The organism is Streptomyces sp. NPDC051320 (assembly GCF_040682175.1).
Classification (GTDB): Bacteria; Actinomycetota; Actinomycetes; order Streptomycetales; family Streptomycetaceae; genus Streptomyces.
In genome coordinates this window covers 94,764-112,017 of record NZ_JBFBAL010000007.1, presented here as the reverse complement: position 1 = coordinate 112,017, position 17,254 = coordinate 94,764, and the positions used below count along the sequence as shown (strand labels likewise).

Here is a 17,254-nt window from a genome sequence, read left to right as displayed (position 1 = left end):
ACCGGACACATCAGCACTGCACACACCACGACACCGATCACGAGGTGTCCCTCTTTCCCGGAAGAAGCAGAAAGCGACAACAGGATCCAGAGTCACATCAGCTGACAAATCCGGCATCTCGGGCACCGCAAAAGGCCCAGCGCGTGATGCACGTGCCGGGCCTCGCTGGAGCTGACCGCTGCTACGGGGCGTCACCCGTGGAGACCCCCACCGTGATGGTGAGGTTCTTCGGGTCGACGTTCGTGCCCGCCAGCGGGTACTGGTCGAGGACGACATCCTGAGCCCACTGGCCACTGGGCTCCCGGCGAACGGTGATGTGCCAGTTCGCCGCCTGGGCACAGGCCTTCACCGACAGAAGGTCCTTGTACCCGAAGTCGGGAACCTGGATCTTGTTCGGGTCGGTGACGCCCGCCTGGGGGTCCGAGCACTCCGTCGTCTCCATCGTCCGGTTCCGCTCCGGCGCCCGGTGCCCCGCCTTCGCCGATGCGCTGGAGCTGCCGTTACTGCCGCCCGTGGCACCGCCCTCGTTGTCGCCGTTCCCGCTGAGTTGTATCGCCGCGATCACACCCCCGATGACCAGCAGCGCCACCACCGCGGCACCCACGATCACCGGGGTCTTCCGCTTGCCGCCACCGGAACCGCCCCGGGCCGGGGCGGTGGAGGGCGAGAGGGAGTACGGCGGTGGGGTCTGCGCGCCGTACTGCGGCTGCGCGGCGTACGGCTGCGGCGCGGGCGCGGGCGTAGGCGTCGGGTAGCCGCCCTGTTGCGGGTAGCCGTACGAAGGGGCCGGTGCGGGCGTGCCGTAGGGGCCCGGCTGGTACGGGGTCTGGACCTGACCGCTCTGCGGCAGCGAGGAGTCCACCGGCGGGAAGACCGCGGAGCCGACCCCCGCCCCGCTGTTCGCCGGTGCGCCACCGATGACCATCGGGGCCGCGCCCGTCCGGCCCGAGGACATCACGCGCAGGCACTCGTCGCGCATCGCGTCCGCCGTGGGGAACCGCTCGTTCGGGTTCTTCTTCAGCGCCCGGGCCACCAGCGCGTCAACCGCCGGCGGGACCGAGCGGTTGATCGACGACGGAGCGACCGGCTCCTCCTGCACATGCGCGTAAGCGATCGCCAGCGGAGAGTCCGCGTCGAACGGCAGCCGACCGGTGAGCAGCTGGAAGAGCATGATGCCGACCGAGTAGAGGTCGGACCGGGCGTCCACGCCGCGGCCGAGCGCCTGCTCGGGCGACAGATACTGCGGAGTGCCGACCACCATGCCGGTCTGCGTCATCGAGGTGACACCGGACTGCATGGCGCGGGCGATGCCGAAGTCCATGACCTTGACGACGTTGCGCTTGGTCATCATGACGTTGCCGGGCTTGATGTCCCGGTGCACCAGCCCCATGTCGTGGCTGGCCTCCAGCGCGGCCAGCACGTCGGCGGTGATCTTCAGCGCCTTGTCGGCGGGCATCGCGCCGTACTGCGCGATGTCGGCCTGCAGCACGGACCCGAGTGGCTGTCCCTCGACGTACTCCATGACGATGTACGGCATCAGCGCTTCGCCGAGAGTGTCCTCGCCGGTGTCGAACACCGAGACGATGTTGGTGTGCGAGAGCTTCGCGACGGCCTGCGCCTCGCGCCGGAACCGCTCGCGGAAGGACTGCTCGCGCCCCAGTTCGGTATGGAGGGTCTTGATGGCGACCTGACGGTCGAGCGCCGAGTCGTACGCCAGGTACACGGACGCCATGCCGCCCTCGCCGAGCAGGTCACGGAGCTGATAGCGCCCCCCGGCGACCGAATCTCCCGCGTAGCGGCCCTGCGCGCCGTCCTGGCTCATGACTCTGGCTCCCCCTCGGCGCACGGAAACGTGGCCCGATGTTGCGGCTGGCGTACGAAACCCGGGCTCGGGATCCGGACGTAGGGAATCCGGGCATACGAGATCCTGGCGTACGGGGAAAGTCTGCCCCAGGCCACCGGCACGTCAAGCCGGGTGCCCGTTCCGTGACCGTACGCGCACCAAGCGTCTCGCAAGCGTTACAGGAACCGCATGGAATTTGCATCGGTGACGCGATTACCGGTTGGATAGCCGGTCATTGCCGGACCGGGCCTTCACACAGAGCCTGTAGCGTGACGTCGCGATGCAGAAAAAAAGACGTGGCAATGCATCACCGGACCCCGCGCTCAACGGGGCCGACGCACCACTGGACCACCGCGCACCACCGCTGACGCGGACCGACACGACGGCGAGGACTGATGGCACCCGATTCCGAGGCAGGCGGCGGAGGCGTGTCGGACGTGCCGGAGGCATGGGGTGTCGACGGCCTCGTCGGTGACGGCCGGTACCGGCTGACGCACCGGCTGGGCCGTGGCGGCATGGCCGAGGTGTTCGCAGCCGAGGACGTACGGCTGGGACGCACCGTCGCCGTGAAGCTGCTCCGCGCCGACCTGGCCGAGGACCCGGTGTCCAAGGCCAGGTTCACCCGCGAGGCACAGTCGGTCGCCGGCCTCAACCACCATGCGGTGGTCGCCGTGTACGACTCCGGCGAGGACTACTGGGGCGGGAACACCGTCCCCTACATCGTGATGGAGCTGGTCGAGGGCCGGACCATCCGCGATCTGCTGCTGAACGCCGAGGCGCCGCCGCCCGAGCAGGCGCTGATCATCGTGTCCGGGGTGCTCGAAGCGCTCGCGTACTCCCACCAGCACGGCATCGTGCACCGGGACATCAAGCCCGCCAACGTGATCATCACGGACGGCGGCGCGGTCAAGGTGATGGACTTCGGCATCGCCCGCGCGCTGCACGGCGCCGCGTCGACGATGACCCAGACCGGCATGGTCATGGGCACCCCGCAGTACCTCTCCCCCGAGCAGGCGCTCGGCAAGGCCGTCGACCACCGGTCCGATCTGTACGCCACCGGCTGCCTGCTCTACGAGCTGCTCGCGATGCGTCCTCCCTTCACCGGTGAGACCCCGCTCTCGGTGGTCTACCAGCATGTTCAGGACATGCCGGTGCCGCCGTCACAGGTGTCGGACGCGGTGCCGCCGGAGCTGGACGGGCTGGTGATGCGTTCGCTCGCCAAGGAGCCTGACGACCGCTTCCAGAGCGCCGAGGAGATGCGCTCGCTGGTCGCATACTCGCTGCAGATGCTCCAGCAGCAGGGCGGCCACACCGGGGCCTGGAACACTGGCCCCGTGGTGATGAACGAGGCCGGTCCCACCCCGGCCATGGGCGCCGCGGCGACCACCGCCTACCCCCACCACGGTGACACCTCGCAGGCCCCGATCCTGCCGCCGATGAACCCGGACGACGGTTCGTACGACGGCAACGGCGGCCACCGCGGCGGCCGCGGCTGGATGTGGGTGGTGGCCGCTCTCGCGATGATCGCGATCGCCGGAGGAATCGTCTACGCGCTGCACGGCATGGGCGGCACCGGCGGAGAAGGTTCGCACACCACCAAATCGCCGAGCCCGACCCGGTCGGACACCAGCAAGCCGAGTGACACGCCGTCGGACGAGTCCACCGACGACACCACGCAGCCCGGTACGTCGAACGGCACCGGCGGCGGGGGGAGCGACAAGCCCTCGTACACCCCGTCGGGCAGGCCGTCGAATTCGTCGTCGCCGTCGTCGCCCTCGCCTTCGGACAGCGGCGGTACGACGACGGACGGCGGGAAGACGGACGGCGGCAGCACCACCGACGGTGGTACGACGACGGATGGTGGCAATACCACTGACGGCGGTACGACGAACGGCAGCGGCTCGACGACGAGCGGTAACACCACTGACGGCGGTACCACGAACGGCAGCGGCTCGACGACCAGCGGCAACACCACCGACGGCGGTACCACGAACGGCAGCGGCTCGACGACCAGCGGCAACACCACCGACGGCGGTACGACCACCGGCCTGCCCACCACCGGAGGCATCGGCCACTGATCACCCGGCCACTGATCACCCGGCCACCGCCTCACCCCGTGAACGCCTCGCGCACCGCGTCGTACTCCCGGGTCCACCAGACCACCAGGGCCGACGCCGCCGGGAACAGCGCGTCGGCCCGGCGGTCGTCGAGCCGGTAACGCCAGCGCAGTACCCAGAAGTCGTTGAGCCGCTCCCACCACACCCGGTGCACCGCGGCGGCGAGTTCGGCCGGTTGGGCGGCCGCCGCCCGCCGGTAGGCGCGCGCATAGGCGCGCACCTTCGGCAGTTCGAGTTCCCCGGTGGGCCCTACGAAGAAGATTGCCGCGGCCCGGACCGCCTCCTCGGCGCGCGGCTGCACGCCCAGCCGGTCCCAGTCGATGATCGCGGCTGGCTCCGCGCCCCTGTAGAGCAGATTGAACGGGTGGAAGTCACCGTGCACCCAGCCACCCGGGGCCCCCGCCGGCGGGCGCCGGTGGGCGTGCCGCTCCAGCAGTCGGCGGCGTTCCCGCAGCCGGTGTTCGGCGAGTTCGTCGAAGGCGTCCCGGGGTTCGGGACGACTCGCCAGCCGGGCGAGCAGGTCCTCGATGACCGAGAGGGTGTGGACGGGGTCGGCGCTCGCGTGCGGTGGCGGGGCGGACTCGTTCTCCATGACCTGCTCAAGACCGGTGTGCACCAGGCCCAGCAGCGCCCCGAGCCGCCGGGACCCGGCCGTACTGAGCTGGGCGCCGTCCCGGTGCCGGCCGTCGATCCAGGGGTGCAGCGCGTAGCACCGGCCGCCGATCACGGTGACGGTGTCGCCGTCGGCGCCGGCCAGCGGCGGGGCGACCGGGACGCCGAGCTCCTCCAGGCGCCGGGTGGCGCGGTGCTGGCGGCTGATCGCGGTCGGGTCGCCGTCGAGATGGTGTTTGAGGAAGAAGTCGCCGTGTGTGGTGGCGAGCCGGTAACCGCGGTTGAGCAGGCCCTGGGCGACGGGCTCACAGGACAGGGCGGTGCCCGCCGAGTCGTAGCGGAGCAGCAGATCTGCCACCGGCGGGGTTACAGATGAGCGCAGCACTCGCCAGATGTTAGATCACTGCGCGTGGCCGGCTGTCCGGGGAGCCGGGTACCGCATCCGGTCGACCGTGCTGAACCGTGGCCTGATGCGCAGATAGACCGGATCGTACGGTTCGCCGTTCACCTCGGACGGGTCCCCGGCGAAGCGCTCGATCTCCTCCGGTGTGGGGGTGACGGCTTCCGCGGTGCCGGTGAACTGCACCGACCAGATGTCGGTCGCTCCCGAGCCGAGATTGTCCGCGGCGTAGGCGACGACGCTGCCGCGGCACGCCTCGTGATGGCCCGTTCCGGCGTGCATGCGCAGGATGACGCAGCCCTCCGAAACGATGTGCCGGGCAATGGCCAGGAAGGGCAGCGCGCGCATGCTGGTCGCCACCCGGCCGTACGGCACCAGGCCGAGCAGGTCGAGGGCGCGGAGTTTCTCGATCGGCATGACTTCTACTGTCCGTGTCCGAACGCTTCCGGATAAGAGGCCAGCTGCCCGAGGATTCGGGACGTTAGTCCCGAATGAAGGACGAGAGATCACGTAGCGTTATCGCCGCTCGGCCTGCAGCCTGGCCACATAGGCGGCGGCCTGCGAGCGCCGTTCCATGCCGAGCTTGGACAGCAGGCTGGACACGTAGTTCTTGATGGTCTTCTCGGCGAGATGCAGCCGCTCCCCGATCACCCGGTTCGTCAGTCCCTCCCCGATCAGGTCCAGGATCTTGCGCTCCTGCTCGGTGAGGCCGGCCAGCCGCTCGTCGCCCTTGTCCCCGCCGCCGTCACGCAGCCGTTCCAGGACGCGTGCGGTGGCCACCGGGTCCAGCAGCGACTTTCCGGCCGCCACGTCCCGGACGGCGGAGAGCAGTTCGTTGCCGCGGATCGCCTTCAGCACGTATCCGGAAGCGCCGGCCATGATCGCGTCGAAGAGCGCCTCGTCGTCGGAGTACGAAGTGAGCATCAGGCATTTGATGTTCTCGTCCGCCGAACGGATCTCCCGGCACACCTCGACCCCGCTGCCGTCCGGCAGCCGGACGTCGAGGACCGCGACGTCCGGTCGGGTGGCCGGAATCCGGGCCAGGGCGTCCGCCGCGGTGCCGGCCTCACCGACGACCTCGATGCCGTCCTCGAGTGACAGAAGTTCATGAACACCACGGCGTACCACTTCATGGTCATCAAGGAGGAATACACTGACTTTTGCGGATTCAGGCACGGAATCAGTCTCACATACCAACTCTTCCCGTGCCTGGGGTGGCCGTTATAACGTGCCTCTGTTCCGGCGGCCTGCAAGGCTGTGACCAGTGGTTGTTGGCCCATTCTTCGATTTACTTGGAAATCCAAGCAAAATCGCAGGTCAAATGGGGTTTCGCAGTTCTGCGACGCACTGGGTAACGTGCCTTTGACAGGGTGCTCGCCGGGGCACCTGTCACGCCTGTCCCCGGCCACGTCGCACCCACCCCGTGCGGGGTCATGGGATTTCAGGCGAGCCGCACTGGCCTTACCGGCAACCCCGGGGGCCGGACCGACGGAGGAGCACGCACGTGACCGTGGAGAGCACTGCCGCGCGCAAGCCGCGACGCAGCAGCAAGCGAGCCGGCGCCGCGAGGACGCCAGAGAGTGCCGAGCCGCAGCTCGTACAGCTGCTGACGCCCGAGGGCGAGCGCATCGAGCACCCCGAGTACGAAGTGGATCTCACCCCGGAGGAGCTGCGCGGTCTGTATCGGGACATGGTCCTGACACGCCGCTTCGATGCCGAGGCCACCTCCCTGCAACGCCAGGGCGAACTGGGGCTGTGGGCGTCGCTGCTCGGCCAGGAGGCCGCTCAGATCGGCTCCGGCCGGGCGCTGAGGGACGACGACTACGTCTTCCCGACCTACCGTGAGCACGGTGTCGCCTGGTGCCGGGGGGTCGATCCCACCAATCTGCTGGGCATGTTCCGTGGCGTGAACCACGGCGGCTGGGACCCCAACAGCAACAATTTCCACCTGTACACCATCGTGATCGGTTCGCAGACGCTGCACGCGACCGGCTATGCGATGGGTGTCGCCAAGGACGGCGCGGACTCCGCGGTCATCGCCTATTTCGGTGACGGCGCGTCCAGCCAGGGCGACGTCGCCGAGGCGTTCACCTTCTCCGCGGTCTACAACGCGCCGGTGGTCTTCTTCTGCCAGAACAACCAGTGGGCGATCTCCGAGCCCACCGAGAAGCAGATGCGGGTGCCGCTCTACCAGCGGGCCCAGGGCTTCGGCTTCCCCGGCGTCCGGGTCGACGGCAATGACGTACTCGCCTGTCTGGCGGTCACCAAGGTGGCGCTGGAGCGGGCGCGCCGGGGCGAGGGGCCCACGCTGGTCGAGGCCTTCACCTACCGGATGGGTGCGCACACCACCTCGGACGACCCGACGAAGTACCGCTCGCAGGACGAGTACGAGGCCTGGAAGGCCAAGGACCCGATCCAGCGGCTCCGGACCTACCTGGAGAAGCAGAAGCTGGCCGACGAGGCGTTCTTCGCCGAGCTCGACAGCGAGAGTGAGGCGCTCGGCAAGCGGGTGCGTGAGGCGGTACGGGCCATGCCGGACCCGGACCCGATGGCCATGTTCGAGAACACCCACGCCGACGGCCATGCGCTGGTCGACGAGGAGCGCGCGCAGTTCGCCGCCTACCAGGCGTCCTTCGCAGAGGAGGGCAACTGATCATGGCCGCAACCAGCACGAGCATCGCCAAGGCGCTCAACGAGTCGCTGCGCAAGGCGCTCGACACCGACCCCAAGGTCCTCATCATGGGTGAGGACGTCGGCAAACTCGGCGGCGTCTTCCGGATCACGGACGGCCTGCAGAAGGACTTCGGTGAGGACCGGGTCATCGACACCCCGCTCGCCGAGTCCGGCATCGTCGGTACGGCGATCGGTCTGGCCCTGCGCGGCTACCGGCCGGTCGTGGAGATCCAGTTCGACGGCTTCGTCTTTCCCGCGTACGACCAGATCGTCACCCAGCTCGCGAAGATGCACGCCCGCGCCCTCGGCAAGGTCAAAATGCCGGTCGTCGTCCGGATCCCGTACGGCGGCGGCATCGGCGCGGTGGAGCACCACAGTGAGTCGCCCGAGGCGCTCTTCGCGCATGTCGCGGGGTTGAAGGTGGTCTCGCCGTCCAACGCTTCGGACGCGTACTGGATGATGCAGCAGGCCATCCAGAGCGACGACCCGATCATCTTCTTCGAGCCGAAGCGGCGTTACTGGGACAAGGGCGAGCTCGACGTCGAGGCGATCCCCCACCCGCTGCACAAGGCGCGGGTCGTCCAGCAGGGCTCGGATCTGACGCTCGCCGCCTACGGTCCGATGGTGAAGGTCTGTCTGGAGGCCGCGGCAGCGGCCGCCGAGGAGGGCAAGTCGCTGGAGGTCGTCGATCTGCGCTCGATGTCACCGATCGACTTCGACACCGTGCAGGCCTCGGTCGAGAAGACCGGAAGGCTGGTCGTGGTGCATGAGGCTCCGGTATTCCTGGGTACCGGTTCGGAAATCGCCGCCCGGATCACCGAGCGGAGTTTCTACCACCTGGAAGCACCGGTACTGAGGGTCGGCGGGTTCCACGCGCCGTACCCGCCGGCCCGCCTGGAGGACGAGTACCTGCCGGGCCTGGACCGCGTGCTCGACGCCGTCGACCGCTCGCTTGCGTACTGAGGAGCGCCGTGACCATGACTGATACAGCGACGTCCGCCCGGACTCCGTCCGGCGGGGCCCCCGTCCGCGAGTTCAAGATGCCCGACGTGGGCGAGGGACTCACCGAGGCGGAGATCCTCAAGTGGTACGTCGCCCCCGGCGACACGGTGGCGGACGGCCAGGTGGTGTGCGAGGTCGAGACGGCCAAGGCCGCCGTCGAACTGCCCATCCCCTTCGACGGCGTGGTGCACGAACTGCGTTTCCCCGAGGGCACCACGGTCGACGTCGGCCAGGTGATCATCACGGTGGACGTGGCACCGGGCTCGGCGCCCGCCGAGGCCGCTGCGGTTCCGTCCCAGGCCGAGCAACAGCCCGAGCAACAGCCGGCGCCGCAGGCCGGGGAGCCGGCCGCGCCGCCCGCCCGCCAGCCGGTGCTGGTGGGGTACGGGGTCGCCGAGTCCTCGACCAAGCGCCGCCCCCGCAAGGGCGCGGCCACCGCCGCCCCGGAGGCACCCCCGGCCGGCACCTACTACGCGCCGCCCGCCGAGGCGGCGCCACCGGAGCCGGTGAACGGGCACAGCACGGCACGTCCGCTCGCCAAGCCCCCGGTCCGCAAGCTGGCCAAGGACCTGGGCATCGACCTGACGACCGTCAGGCCCACCGGCCCGGACGGCATCATCACCCGTGAGGACGTCCACGCGGCGGCGGAGCCCGCGGTGCAGGCGCCCGAGCCGGTGCAGGCGGCGGAACCCGCAGCCGCCCCGACAGTCGCCCCCACGGTCGGCGGCGAAGCCCGGGAGACCCGTATCCCGGTCAAGGGCGTACGGAAGGCCACCGCGCAGGCGATGGTCGGCAGCGCCTTCAGCGCCCCGCATGTCACCGAGTTCGTCACGCTCGACGTCACCCGCACCATGAAGCTCGTCGCCGAGCTCAAGGGCGACCGGGCCTTCGAGGGCCTGCGGGTGAACCCGCTGCTGCTGATCGCCAAGGCGCTGCTGGTCGCGATCAAGCGCAACCCCGAGGTCAACGCCGCGTGGGACGAGGCGAACCAGGAGATCGTGCAGAAGCACTACGTCAACCTGGGTATCGCCGCGGCCACCCCGCGGGGTCTGCTCGTCCCGAACATCAAGGACGCGCACGCCAAGACCCTGCCCGAGCTGGCCGGGGCACTGGGCGAGTTGGTCTCCACGGCCCGCGAGGGCAAGACCTCCCCGGCGGCGATGCAGGGCGGCACGGTGACCATCACCAATGTGGGCGTCTTCGGCGTCGACACCGGTACGCCGATCCTCAATCCCGGCGAGTCCGCGATCCTCGCGGTCGGTGCGATCAAGCTCCAGCCGTGGGTCCACAAGGGCAAGGTCAAGCCCCGGCAGGTCACCACCCTGGCGCTCTCCTTCGACCACCGGCTCGTCGACGGCGAGCTGGGCTCCAAGGTGCTCGCCGATGTGGCGGCGATCCTCGAGCAGCCGAAGCGCCTGATCACCTGGGCGTAGACGCCGCAGAGCAGGTCGTCACAGACAGCCCCGTCCCGCGATGTGGACGGGGCTGTCTGTTGCGTACCTGTTGTATCTATGCTGTGCGCATGTCCATGGCCCCACTGAAGCAGCCGCCCGCCGCCGAGCGTGTCTACGCCCACATCAAGCAGGCCGTGCTCGACCGCCGCTACGAGGGCGGGACCCTCCTCACCGAGGGCGAGCTCGCCGAGGCCGTCGGGGTGTCCCGCACCCCGGTGCGGGAGGCGCTGCTCAAGCTGGAGGTCGAGGGGCTCATCAAGCTGTACCCGAAGAAGGGCGCGCTGGTCCGCGCCGTCTCCGCGCAGGAGATCCACGACGTGGTCGAGACCCGGCTGCTCGTCGAGGAGTTCGCCGCGCGCAAGGCCGTACCGGCGAGCCCGCAGCTGATCGAGCGGCTGGCAGAGCTGCTGGCCGAGCAGATCGCGCAGGTGGAGTCCGGCGATCTGGCCGGGGCCGCGGTCACCGACCGGTGCTTCCACGCGGAAATCGTCCGCAGCGCCGGGAACGAGATCCTGTCGCGCCTCTATGACCAGTTGCGTGACCGGCAGCTCCGGATGGGAGTCGCCGTCCTCCACGCGCACCCGGACCGGACCGCCACGACGCTGGCCGAGCACGGCGAGATCCTGGAAGCGCTGCGCGGCGGGGACGCCGACGGCGCCGTCGGCGTCGTCCGCCGGCACGTCTCCCGGGTGCGGAACCTGGCCCGGGGGGAGGTCCGATGAGCGCGGTGCTGCCCGGTGATCCGCCCGGGGGCCGGCGTGCCGTCGTCGTGTGGGGGATCGGCGTCGCCGTCTACTTCGTGGCGATCGTCTTCCGTACCAGTCTGGGCGTGGCGGGCCTGGACGCCGCCGACCGGTTCCATGTCAACGCGTCGGCCCTGTCCACCTTCTCGATACTTCAGTTGCTGGTCTACGCCGGGATGCAGATACCGGTCGGGCTGCTCGTCGACCGGCTCGGCACCAAGAAGGTGCTGACCATCGGTGTGGTGCTGTTCACCCTCGGGCAACTCGGTTTCGCACTCTCCCCCACGTACGGAACGGCCCTCGCCTCCCGCGCCCTGCTCGGCTGCGGCGACGCCATGACCTTCATCAGCGTGCTGCGCCTCGGCACCCGCTGGTTCCCCGTCCGGCGCGGGCCCATGATCGCCCAGCTGGCCGGTCTGGTCGGAATGGCGGGCAATCTGGTCTCGACCGTTGTCATCTCCCGGACGCTGCACACCCTCGGCTGGACCACCACCTTCGCCGGCAGCTCGCTGGCCGGCGTGTTCATCCTGGTGTTGATGCTGCTGCTCCTCAAGGACCACCCCGAGGGGTACGATCCACCGCCCGCCCAGCACGCCGGGGCGGCCTTCGTCCGCCGGCAGATCGCCGCGTCCTGGCGCGAGCCCGGCACCCGGCTCGGGATGTGGGTGCACTTCACCACGCAGTTCCCGGCGATGTTCTTCCTGCTGCTCTGGGGGATGCCTTTCCTCGTCCAGGCCGAGGGGCTCTCCCGGGCCACCGCGGGGGAGCTGCTCACCCTGATCGTGGTCTCCAACATGGTGGTCGGCCTGGCGTACGGGCAGACCATCGCCCGGCACCAGGGGGCCCGCGCCCCCATCGCGCTGTCCACGGTGGGCGCCACCGCCCTGCTCTGGGCCTGCACCCTCGCCTACCCCGGCGACCACGCCCCGATATGGCTGCTGCTCACCCTGTGCGCGGTGCTCGGTGCCTGCGGTCCCGCCTCGATGATCGGCTTCGACTTCGCCCGGCCCGCGAACCCGCCGGAGCGGCAGGGCACCGCATCCGGCATCGTCAACATGGGCGGCTTCACCGCCTCCATGACGACGCTGCTCGCGGTCGGTGTCCTGCTGGACGCCACCGGCGACAACTACCGGATCGCCTTCTGCTCCGTCTTCGTGCTGGAGGCGCTGGGCGTCACGCAGATCCTCCGGCTGCGCCGCCGCACCGCGCGCCGGGAGTCCGAGCGGCTGGTGACCAGCCGGGTGGAAGCGGTGCACGTGCCCGTCTGACCGTGTGTGGCAGCAGGGTCAGGGGGTGACGGCGAAGGACTGGAGGATCGCCGCTGCCAGCTCCTGGTCGCCCTCGGCCTTGATCTCGTCCGCGACCGCCGCGAGCGCGACCCGTCCGCAGGCCAGCCTGAAGTACGTTTCCCAGTCCATCGTGATCGTCACCACGGGGCCCAGCGACGGCGTGCCGTCGACCGTGCCGCGGCCGTCCGCGTCCACCCGGACCGTACGCATGAACTCGACGGCACCGGTGACATCGAGGACGATCGCCGAATTCGCCGGTGCTCCGGCGTCCTTGGCGACCACCTTCGGCAGCGCCTCCACCAGGAAGTCGCGGGCCACCTGGGCACCCGGCGAGTCCAGATGGCCGGGCATGCGCAGCGTGGTGCGCAGGTCCTGTTCGTGCACCCAGACGTCGAACGCCCGCATCCGCAGCGCCTTTTCCAGGGTGTGCTCGGTGCCGAGCGGCGCACGCACCAGGGTGTCCGGGGCCCGGCTCTCGTCCCGCAGCTGCCGCGAGCGCCGGATGATCGTGTACTCCAGGTCCGCGGTCATCTCCGGCGCGGTGTGGTGACGCCGCACGTCGACCTGCATCTCCATGTACCGCTGGTGCTCGGTCTTCACGTGGAAGAGGTCGCGGGGCAGCGAGTGAATGGGGCGGGGGTCACCCAACTGCTCGCTCTCCATGCCGATGATGTGCGAGACGATGTCGCGCACGGACCAGTTGGGGCAGGGCGTACCGCGATTCCACTCGCCCTCGACGAGCGGTCCCACCAGTTCGGATATGGCTTCTACGGAGTGGGTCCAGGCATCGGCGTAGGTCTGAAGTGTGGGATGGACAGTCACGGGACCCCTCGGAGCGGTGTTCTGCGGTACGGCGGCGGGCTGGTGTGCTGCTGGGGGGTCCTGGGGGCGTCCCCCGAAAAGGCACAGTACGCTGCCCAGTGGCACCCCTGCAGTGCTTTCGTGTGACGATCGTAGGCCCGCGTTGACGGCTCGAACGCCAGGACGGTGGTAGTGTGCGCGCCTCTCTCATCCAGATCGCCGTAAACCCGGGGGAAAGCCCCGACGCGCGCCGACTGCGAGCCGCCGCTCTGGTGCGGGAACAGTCGGACGCCGATCTGGTGGTGCTCCCCGAACTCTGGCCGGTGGGCGCCTTCGCCTACGCGTCCTTCGTGGACGAGGCGGAGCCACTGGAGGGCCCGACGTACCGGGCGATGTCCGAGGCCGCCCGCGCGGCGGGGGTCTGGCTGCACGCCGGCTCGATCGTGGAGCGGGACCCCGACGGTCTCCTCTACAACACCTCCCTGGTCTTCTCCCCGGACGGCGAGGCCGCCGCCGTCTACCGCAAGATCCACCGCTTCGGCTTCGACAAGGGCGAGGCGACCCTGATGGCGGCCGGCGCCGAACTGGTGACCGTGGCCCTGCCGGCCGCGACCCTCGGTCTTGCCACCTGTTACGACCTCCGCTTCCCGGAGCTCTTCCGCGCCCTGGTCGACGCCGGAGCCCAGTTGCTCGTCGTCCCGGCCGGCTGGCCCGAGCGGCGCCGCGCGCACTGGACGCTGCTGGCCCAGGCCCGCGCGGTGGAGAACCAGTCGTACGTACTGGCCTGCGGCTCGGCCGGTACCCATGCGGGGGTCCAGCAGGCGGGCCACAGCATCGTGGTCGACCCCTGGGGCGAGGTGCTGGCCGAGGCGGGCGCCGACGAGGAGGTCCTGACGGTGGACCTCGACCCGGCCCTGGTGGCCAGGACCCGGGACCAGTTCCCCGCCCTCAAGGACCGCAGGCTCGGCCTCGCACTGCCCGGACGCTGACCGGGCGTACCTGCGCGGGCTACGCTCCTCGCCCATGACCGAACCTGCCCACCAGCGCACCACCCGGGCCTCCTACGACATCGCGGCCACCGCTTACGCCGACCTGCTGCGCACCGCGCTGGACGACCAGCCGTACGACCGCGCGATGCTCGCCCTGTTCGCCGAACTCGTGCGGACCACCGACGCGGGCCCGGTCGCCGATCTCGGCTGCGGGCCCGGTCGGGTGACGGGCCATCTGTCCGCCCTCGGGCTGCCCGCGTTCGGCATCGACCTGTCACCCGGGATGATCGCCGAGGCCCGCAAGGCGTACCCCGAACTGCGGTTCACCGTGGGGTCGATGCGTGAACTGGACCTGCCGGACGCCGGACTCGGCGGCGTCGTGGCCTGGTACTCCGTCATCCACACCCCACCGGAACAGCTGCCGGTCCTCTTCGCCGAGTTCCACCGGGTGCTGGCCCCCGGCTCCCACCTGCTGCTCGCCTTCAAGGCCGGCGACGAACGGGTGCACCTGGACCAGGCGTACGGCCACGACCTGTCGCTCGACGTCTACTGGCTGCCGCCGGACCGGGTGGCCGAGCTGCTCCGGGAGGCAGGCCTTGTCGTGGACGCCCGCCTGGTGCGTGAGCCCATCGGATACGAGAAGAGCCCCCAGGCCTATCTCCTGGGCCATAAGCCGCTCTGACGCAGCACCCCCTGCGAAATCCGTGAACACATCGGGCCGTTCTGTTCACGAGGCGCTCAGATGAGAGCCGCGATGACACGTGGGCCCTGGATGCTCACGGATTCTGCGGGGGGTGCCCGGTGCGCGGCGGGCGGGAGCGGGCGGCGCACTACCCGTCGTGCCGGCCCTCCTTCTCCTGGTCCTTCTCCAGCATGTGGATCACCGACACGGCAACGGCGATCAGCAGGGCCGGATCCGAGTCCTCGCGGACCACGTTCACCGCGTAGGCGTCGCGCATCGTGAACCACTTCTTGGAGATGTCGGCCAACAGCTCGTTCTGGTACTCGATGGCGAATTCGCGGTCCAGGATGTTCCCGCTGACGTCCAGCTCGGTGCCGTCGGCCATCTTCACCAGGTAGTGATGGTGCAGCAGGGTGAGCTGCTTCTTCCGGATGGTCGCGAGCGGTTCCCCTTCCCGCTCCAGGGTCATGGTGTCCCGGACGGAGATCAACTTCTCCTTGATCGTGATCAGCACCCGACCGTCCAGGTCCTTGAGCTCCATGGTGTCGCGGATGCGGAGGACCTTGCCGTCGACGAGGTACGCCTTGTCGCCGTTCTCGTCCTCGATCCAGAAGTCGTCGCCGATGTCGAAGATGCGTTCGCGCACGAGGAATTTCATGCGGCCGACGTTACCGCTGACGCTCGCGCCACATCAGGAGGCGGCCGGTTCGCACCAACGCTGTGCATGGCACGGTCCGCCGCCGCGAGTGCGATGCCCCGGCGACGTGCTCACACCTCTGAGTCCGCCGGAGACGACGTGCCACAGGCCACACCCCGTGGGGTGGCACCCTTGAACCATGAACGATGCCGCCCCGGCGCACACCCCCGCGCCCCGCCGTGCCCGTGTCCGTGCCCCCGAGCTGATCGGCAAGGGTGGCTGGCTCCATACAGGAGGCAACGACCTCACCCTCGCTGACCTGCGGGGACGCATCGTCATTCTCGATTTTTGGACGTTTTGCTGCATCAACTGCCTGCACGTCCTCGACGAACTGCGCGAGCTGGAGCAGCAGCACAGCGACACCGTCGTGATCATCGGTGTGCACTCCCCGAAGTTCGTGCACGAGGCCGAGCACCAGGCCGTTGTCGACGCGGTCGAGCGGTACGGAGTGCATCACCCGGTGCTGGACGACCCGGACCTGGCCACCTGGAAGCAGTACGCGGTCCGCGCCTGGCCGACGCTCGTCGTCATCGACCCCGAGGGGTACGTCGTCGCGCAGCACGCCGGTGAGGGACATGCGCACGCCATCGAGAAGCTGGTGGAGGAGCTGGAGGCCGCACACGCGGCCAAGGGCACGCTCCGGCGCGGGGACGCGCCGTACGTCGCGCCCGAGCCGGTGGCCACCGATCTGCGGTTCCCGGGGAAGGTGATCACGCTGCCGAGCGGGAATCTGCTGGTGTCGGACACCACCCGGCATCAGCTGGTCGAGCTGGAGCCGGACGGCGAGAGGGTCGTGCGGCGGATCGGCGGCGAGGGGGTGTTCAACGAGCCGCAGGGGCTGGCACTGCTGCCGGACGGGAAGGTCGCGATCGCCGATACGGTCAACCACGCGATCCGGACGTATGACCCGGAGAGCGGCGAGATCGCGCTGATCGCGGGGACCGGGAAGCAGTGGTGGCAGGGGTCCCCGACCAGTGGGCCGGCCCGGGAAGTGGATCTGTCGTCACCGTGGGATGTGGCCTGGTTCGGCGGGCGGTTGTGGATCGCGATGGCCGGTGTCCACCAGCTGTGGACGTACGACCCGGAGACACGGATCGTCGAGGTCGGGGCCGGGACCACCAACGAGGGACTGGTGGACGGGCCGGCCGCCGAGGCGTGGTTCGCCCAGCCGTCGGGGCTTTCGGCTGCCGGGGACCGGCTGTGGATCGCGGATTCGGAGACGTCCGCGCTGCGCTGGATCGACCTGGAAGGCGCGGTGCACACCGCCGTCGGCACCGGGCTTTTCGACTTCGGGCACCGGGACGGCGACGCCGGACAGGCGTTGCTGCAGCACCCCTTGGGGGTGACCGCGTTGCCGGACGGTTCGGTCGCCGTGTCCGACACGTACAACCACGCGCTGCGCCGGTACGACCCGGCCACCGGTGAAGTGACCACGCTGGCCACCGACTTGCGGGAGCCGAGCGACGCGGTGCTGGTCGGGGACGACATCGTGGTCGTGGAGTCGGCGCGGCACCGGCTGACCCGGCTGCGGCTGCCCGAGGAGGCCGTACGGGTGGAGAGCGTCGCGCACCGGACCCGGCGGGCTGCCACCGATGTGGCCCCGGGGAAGCTCCGGGTCGATGTGATCTTCCAGGCGCCCGCCGGGCAGAAGCTGGATCTGCGGTACGGGCCGTCGACCCGGTTGCTGGTCTCGTCGACCCCGCCCGAGCTGCTGGCGGCCGGGGGCGGCGCCGGTACGGATCTCTTCCGGGACCTGGAACTCGACCCGGCGGTCACCGAAGGTGTGCTGCATGTGTCGGCGATGGCGGCGTCCTGCGACGACGACCCGGCCAATGAGTACCCGGCCTGCCATGTGCACCAGCAGGACTGGGGCGTTCCGGTCCGTGTCACGGAGGAGGGAACGCCCCGGCTGCCGCTGGTGCTTGCCGGGATGGACGACTGATTCGCACCCG

Annotated in this window: 15 protein-coding genes; 9 read left to right on the top strand and 6 right to left on the bottom strand. The window is 69.8% G+C overall.

Features of this window, described 5'->3' with window-relative positions:
- Window positions 1–181: 181 nt before the first annotated feature.
- Complete coding sequence (locus tag AB0M87_RS17270) at window positions 182–1,822, bottom strand: protein kinase (protein WP_365853637.1); 1,641 nt, start codon at window positions 1,820–1,822, stop codon at window positions 182–184.
- Between the two features lie 416 nt (window positions 1,823–2,238).
- On the opposite strand from AB0M87_RS17270, the gene AB0M87_RS17265 reads away from it, so the two are divergent.
- On the top strand, window positions 2,239–3,921 hold the full coding sequence (locus AB0M87_RS17265; RefSeq protein WP_365853635.1) for a protein kinase: 1,683 nt from the start codon (window positions 2,239–2,241) through the stop codon (window positions 3,919–3,921).
- Between the two features lie 31 nt (window positions 3,922–3,952).
- Here the strand turns inward: AB0M87_RS17265 and AB0M87_RS17260 are convergent, their stop codons facing one another.
- The 3 genes from AB0M87_RS17260 to AB0M87_RS17250 form a co-directional block, all read right to left on the bottom strand.
- Window positions 3,953–4,957 (bottom strand): phosphotransferase, encoded by a 1,005-nt coding sequence (locus tag AB0M87_RS17260; RefSeq protein WP_365853633.1) that lies wholly within the window; start codon window positions 4,955–4,957, stop codon window positions 3,953–3,955.
- A 15-nt stretch (window positions 4,958–4,972) separates the two neighbouring features.
- Complete coding sequence (locus AB0M87_RS17255) at window positions 4,973–5,389, bottom strand: pyridoxamine 5'-phosphate oxidase family protein (RefSeq protein WP_365853631.1); 417 nt, start codon at window positions 5,387–5,389, stop codon at window positions 4,973–4,975.
- Window positions 5,390–5,488: 99 nt separating this feature from the next.
- Window positions 5,489–6,148 (bottom strand): response regulator transcription factor, encoded by a 660-nt coding sequence (locus tag AB0M87_RS17250; RefSeq protein ID WP_365853629.1) that lies wholly within the window; start codon window positions 6,146–6,148, stop codon window positions 5,489–5,491.
- Between the two features lie 328 nt (window positions 6,149–6,476).
- Here AB0M87_RS17250 and pdhA point away from each other — a divergent pair, with 328 nt between their 5' ends.
- From pdhA to AB0M87_RS17225, 5 genes are all read left to right on the top strand, one after another.
- A complete protein-coding gene (gene pdhA, locus AB0M87_RS17245) occupies window positions 6,477–7,625 on the top strand; it encodes a pyruvate dehydrogenase (acetyl-transferring) E1 component subunit alpha (RefSeq protein ID WP_365853627.1) in 1,149 nt (382 codons plus the stop codon).
- Window positions 7,626–7,627: 2 nt separating this feature from the next.
- A complete protein-coding gene (locus AB0M87_RS17240; protein WP_365853625.1) occupies window positions 7,628–8,608 on the top strand; it encodes an alpha-ketoacid dehydrogenase subunit beta in 981 nt (326 codons plus the stop codon).
- A gap of 14 nt (window positions 8,609–8,622) precedes the next feature.
- Window positions 8,623–10,080 (top strand): dihydrolipoamide acetyltransferase family protein, encoded by a 1,458-nt coding sequence (locus AB0M87_RS17235; protein ID WP_365853623.1) that lies wholly within the window; start codon window positions 8,623–8,625, stop codon window positions 10,078–10,080.
- Between the two features lie 89 nt (window positions 10,081–10,169).
- Window positions 10,170–10,823: a GntR family transcriptional regulator gene (locus AB0M87_RS17230; protein ID WP_365853621.1), complete on the top strand. Its 654-nt coding sequence runs from the start codon at window positions 10,170–10,172 to the stop codon at window positions 10,821–10,823.
- Complete coding sequence (locus tag AB0M87_RS17225; protein ID WP_365853619.1) at window positions 10,820–12,112, top strand: MFS transporter; 1,293 nt, start codon at window positions 10,820–10,822, stop codon at window positions 12,110–12,112. Before AB0M87_RS17230 ends, AB0M87_RS17225 begins: the two co-directional genes overlap by 4 nt.
- Before the next feature lie 18 nt (window positions 12,113–12,130).
- Here the strand turns inward: AB0M87_RS17225 and AB0M87_RS17220 are convergent, their stop codons facing one another.
- On the bottom strand, window positions 12,131–12,955 hold the full coding sequence (locus tag AB0M87_RS17220) for a maleylpyruvate isomerase family mycothiol-dependent enzyme (RefSeq protein WP_365853617.1): 825 nt from the start codon (window positions 12,953–12,955) through the stop codon (window positions 12,131–12,133).
- Between the two features lie 173 nt (window positions 12,956–13,128).
- On the opposite strand from AB0M87_RS17220, the gene AB0M87_RS17215 reads away from it, so the two are divergent.
- Window positions 13,129–13,923: a carbon-nitrogen family hydrolase gene (locus AB0M87_RS17215; RefSeq protein ID WP_365853615.1), complete on the top strand. Its 795-nt coding sequence runs from the start codon at window positions 13,129–13,131 to the stop codon at window positions 13,921–13,923.
- 34 nt (window positions 13,924–13,957) lie between these two features.
- Window positions 13,958–14,605 carry a class I SAM-dependent methyltransferase gene (locus AB0M87_RS17210; RefSeq protein ID WP_365853613.1) on the top strand — a complete coding sequence of 216 codons (648 nt, stop codon included), beginning with the start codon at window positions 13,958–13,960 and terminating at the stop codon, window positions 14,603–14,605.
- A gap of 148 nt (window positions 14,606–14,753) precedes the next feature.
- Here the strand turns inward: AB0M87_RS17210 and AB0M87_RS17205 are convergent, their stop codons facing one another.
- Window positions 14,754–15,263 (bottom strand): LURP-one-related family protein, encoded by a 510-nt coding sequence (locus tag AB0M87_RS17205; RefSeq protein ID WP_365853611.1) that lies wholly within the window; start codon window positions 15,261–15,263, stop codon window positions 14,754–14,756.
- Window positions 15,264–15,441: 178 nt separating this feature from the next.
- Here AB0M87_RS17205 and AB0M87_RS17200 point away from each other — a divergent pair, with 178 nt between their 5' ends.
- A complete protein-coding gene (locus AB0M87_RS17200; protein WP_365853609.1) occupies window positions 15,442–17,244 on the top strand; it encodes an NHL domain-containing thioredoxin family protein in 1,803 nt (600 codons plus the stop codon).
- The last annotated feature ends 10 nt before the right edge of the window (window positions 17,245–17,254 follow it).

Excerpts from the sequence above, each read along its gene's own strand:
- AB0M87_RS17240 (WP_365853625.1), top strand. The coding sequence starts at position 7,628 with ATGGCCGCAACCAGCACGAGCATCGCCAAGGCGCTCAACGAGTCGCTG.
- AB0M87_RS17230 (WP_365853621.1), top strand. The coding sequence starts at position 10,170 with ATGTCCATGGCCCCACTGAAGCAGCCGCCCGCCGCCGAGCGTGTCTAC.
- AB0M87_RS17270 (WP_365853637.1), bottom strand. The coding sequence starts at position 1,822 with ATGAGCCAGGACGGCGCGCAGGGCCGCTACGCGGGAGATTCGGTCGCC.
- AB0M87_RS17235 (WP_365853623.1), top strand. The coding sequence starts at position 8,623 with ATGACTGATACAGCGACGTCCGCCCGGACTCCGTCCGGCGGGGCCCCC.
- AB0M87_RS17205 (WP_365853611.1), bottom strand. The coding sequence starts at position 15,263 with ATGAAATTCCTCGTGCGCGAACGCATCTTCGACATCGGCGACGACTTC.
- AB0M87_RS17225 (WP_365853619.1), top strand. The coding sequence starts at position 10,820 with ATGAGCGCGGTGCTGCCCGGTGATCCGCCCGGGGGCCGGCGTGCCGTC.
- AB0M87_RS17200 (WP_365853609.1), top strand. The coding sequence starts at position 15,442 with ATGAACGATGCCGCCCCGGCGCACACCCCCGCGCCCCGCCGTGCCCGT.
- AB0M87_RS17210 (WP_365853613.1), top strand. The coding sequence starts at position 13,958 with ATGACCGAACCTGCCCACCAGCGCACCACCCGGGCCTCCTACGACATC.
- AB0M87_RS17265 (WP_365853635.1), top strand. The coding sequence starts at position 2,239 with ATGGCACCCGATTCCGAGGCAGGCGGCGGAGGCGTGTCGGACGTGCCG.
- AB0M87_RS17255 (WP_365853631.1), bottom strand. The coding sequence starts at position 5,389 with ATGCCGATCGAGAAACTCCGCGCCCTCGACCTGCTCGGCCTGGTGCCG.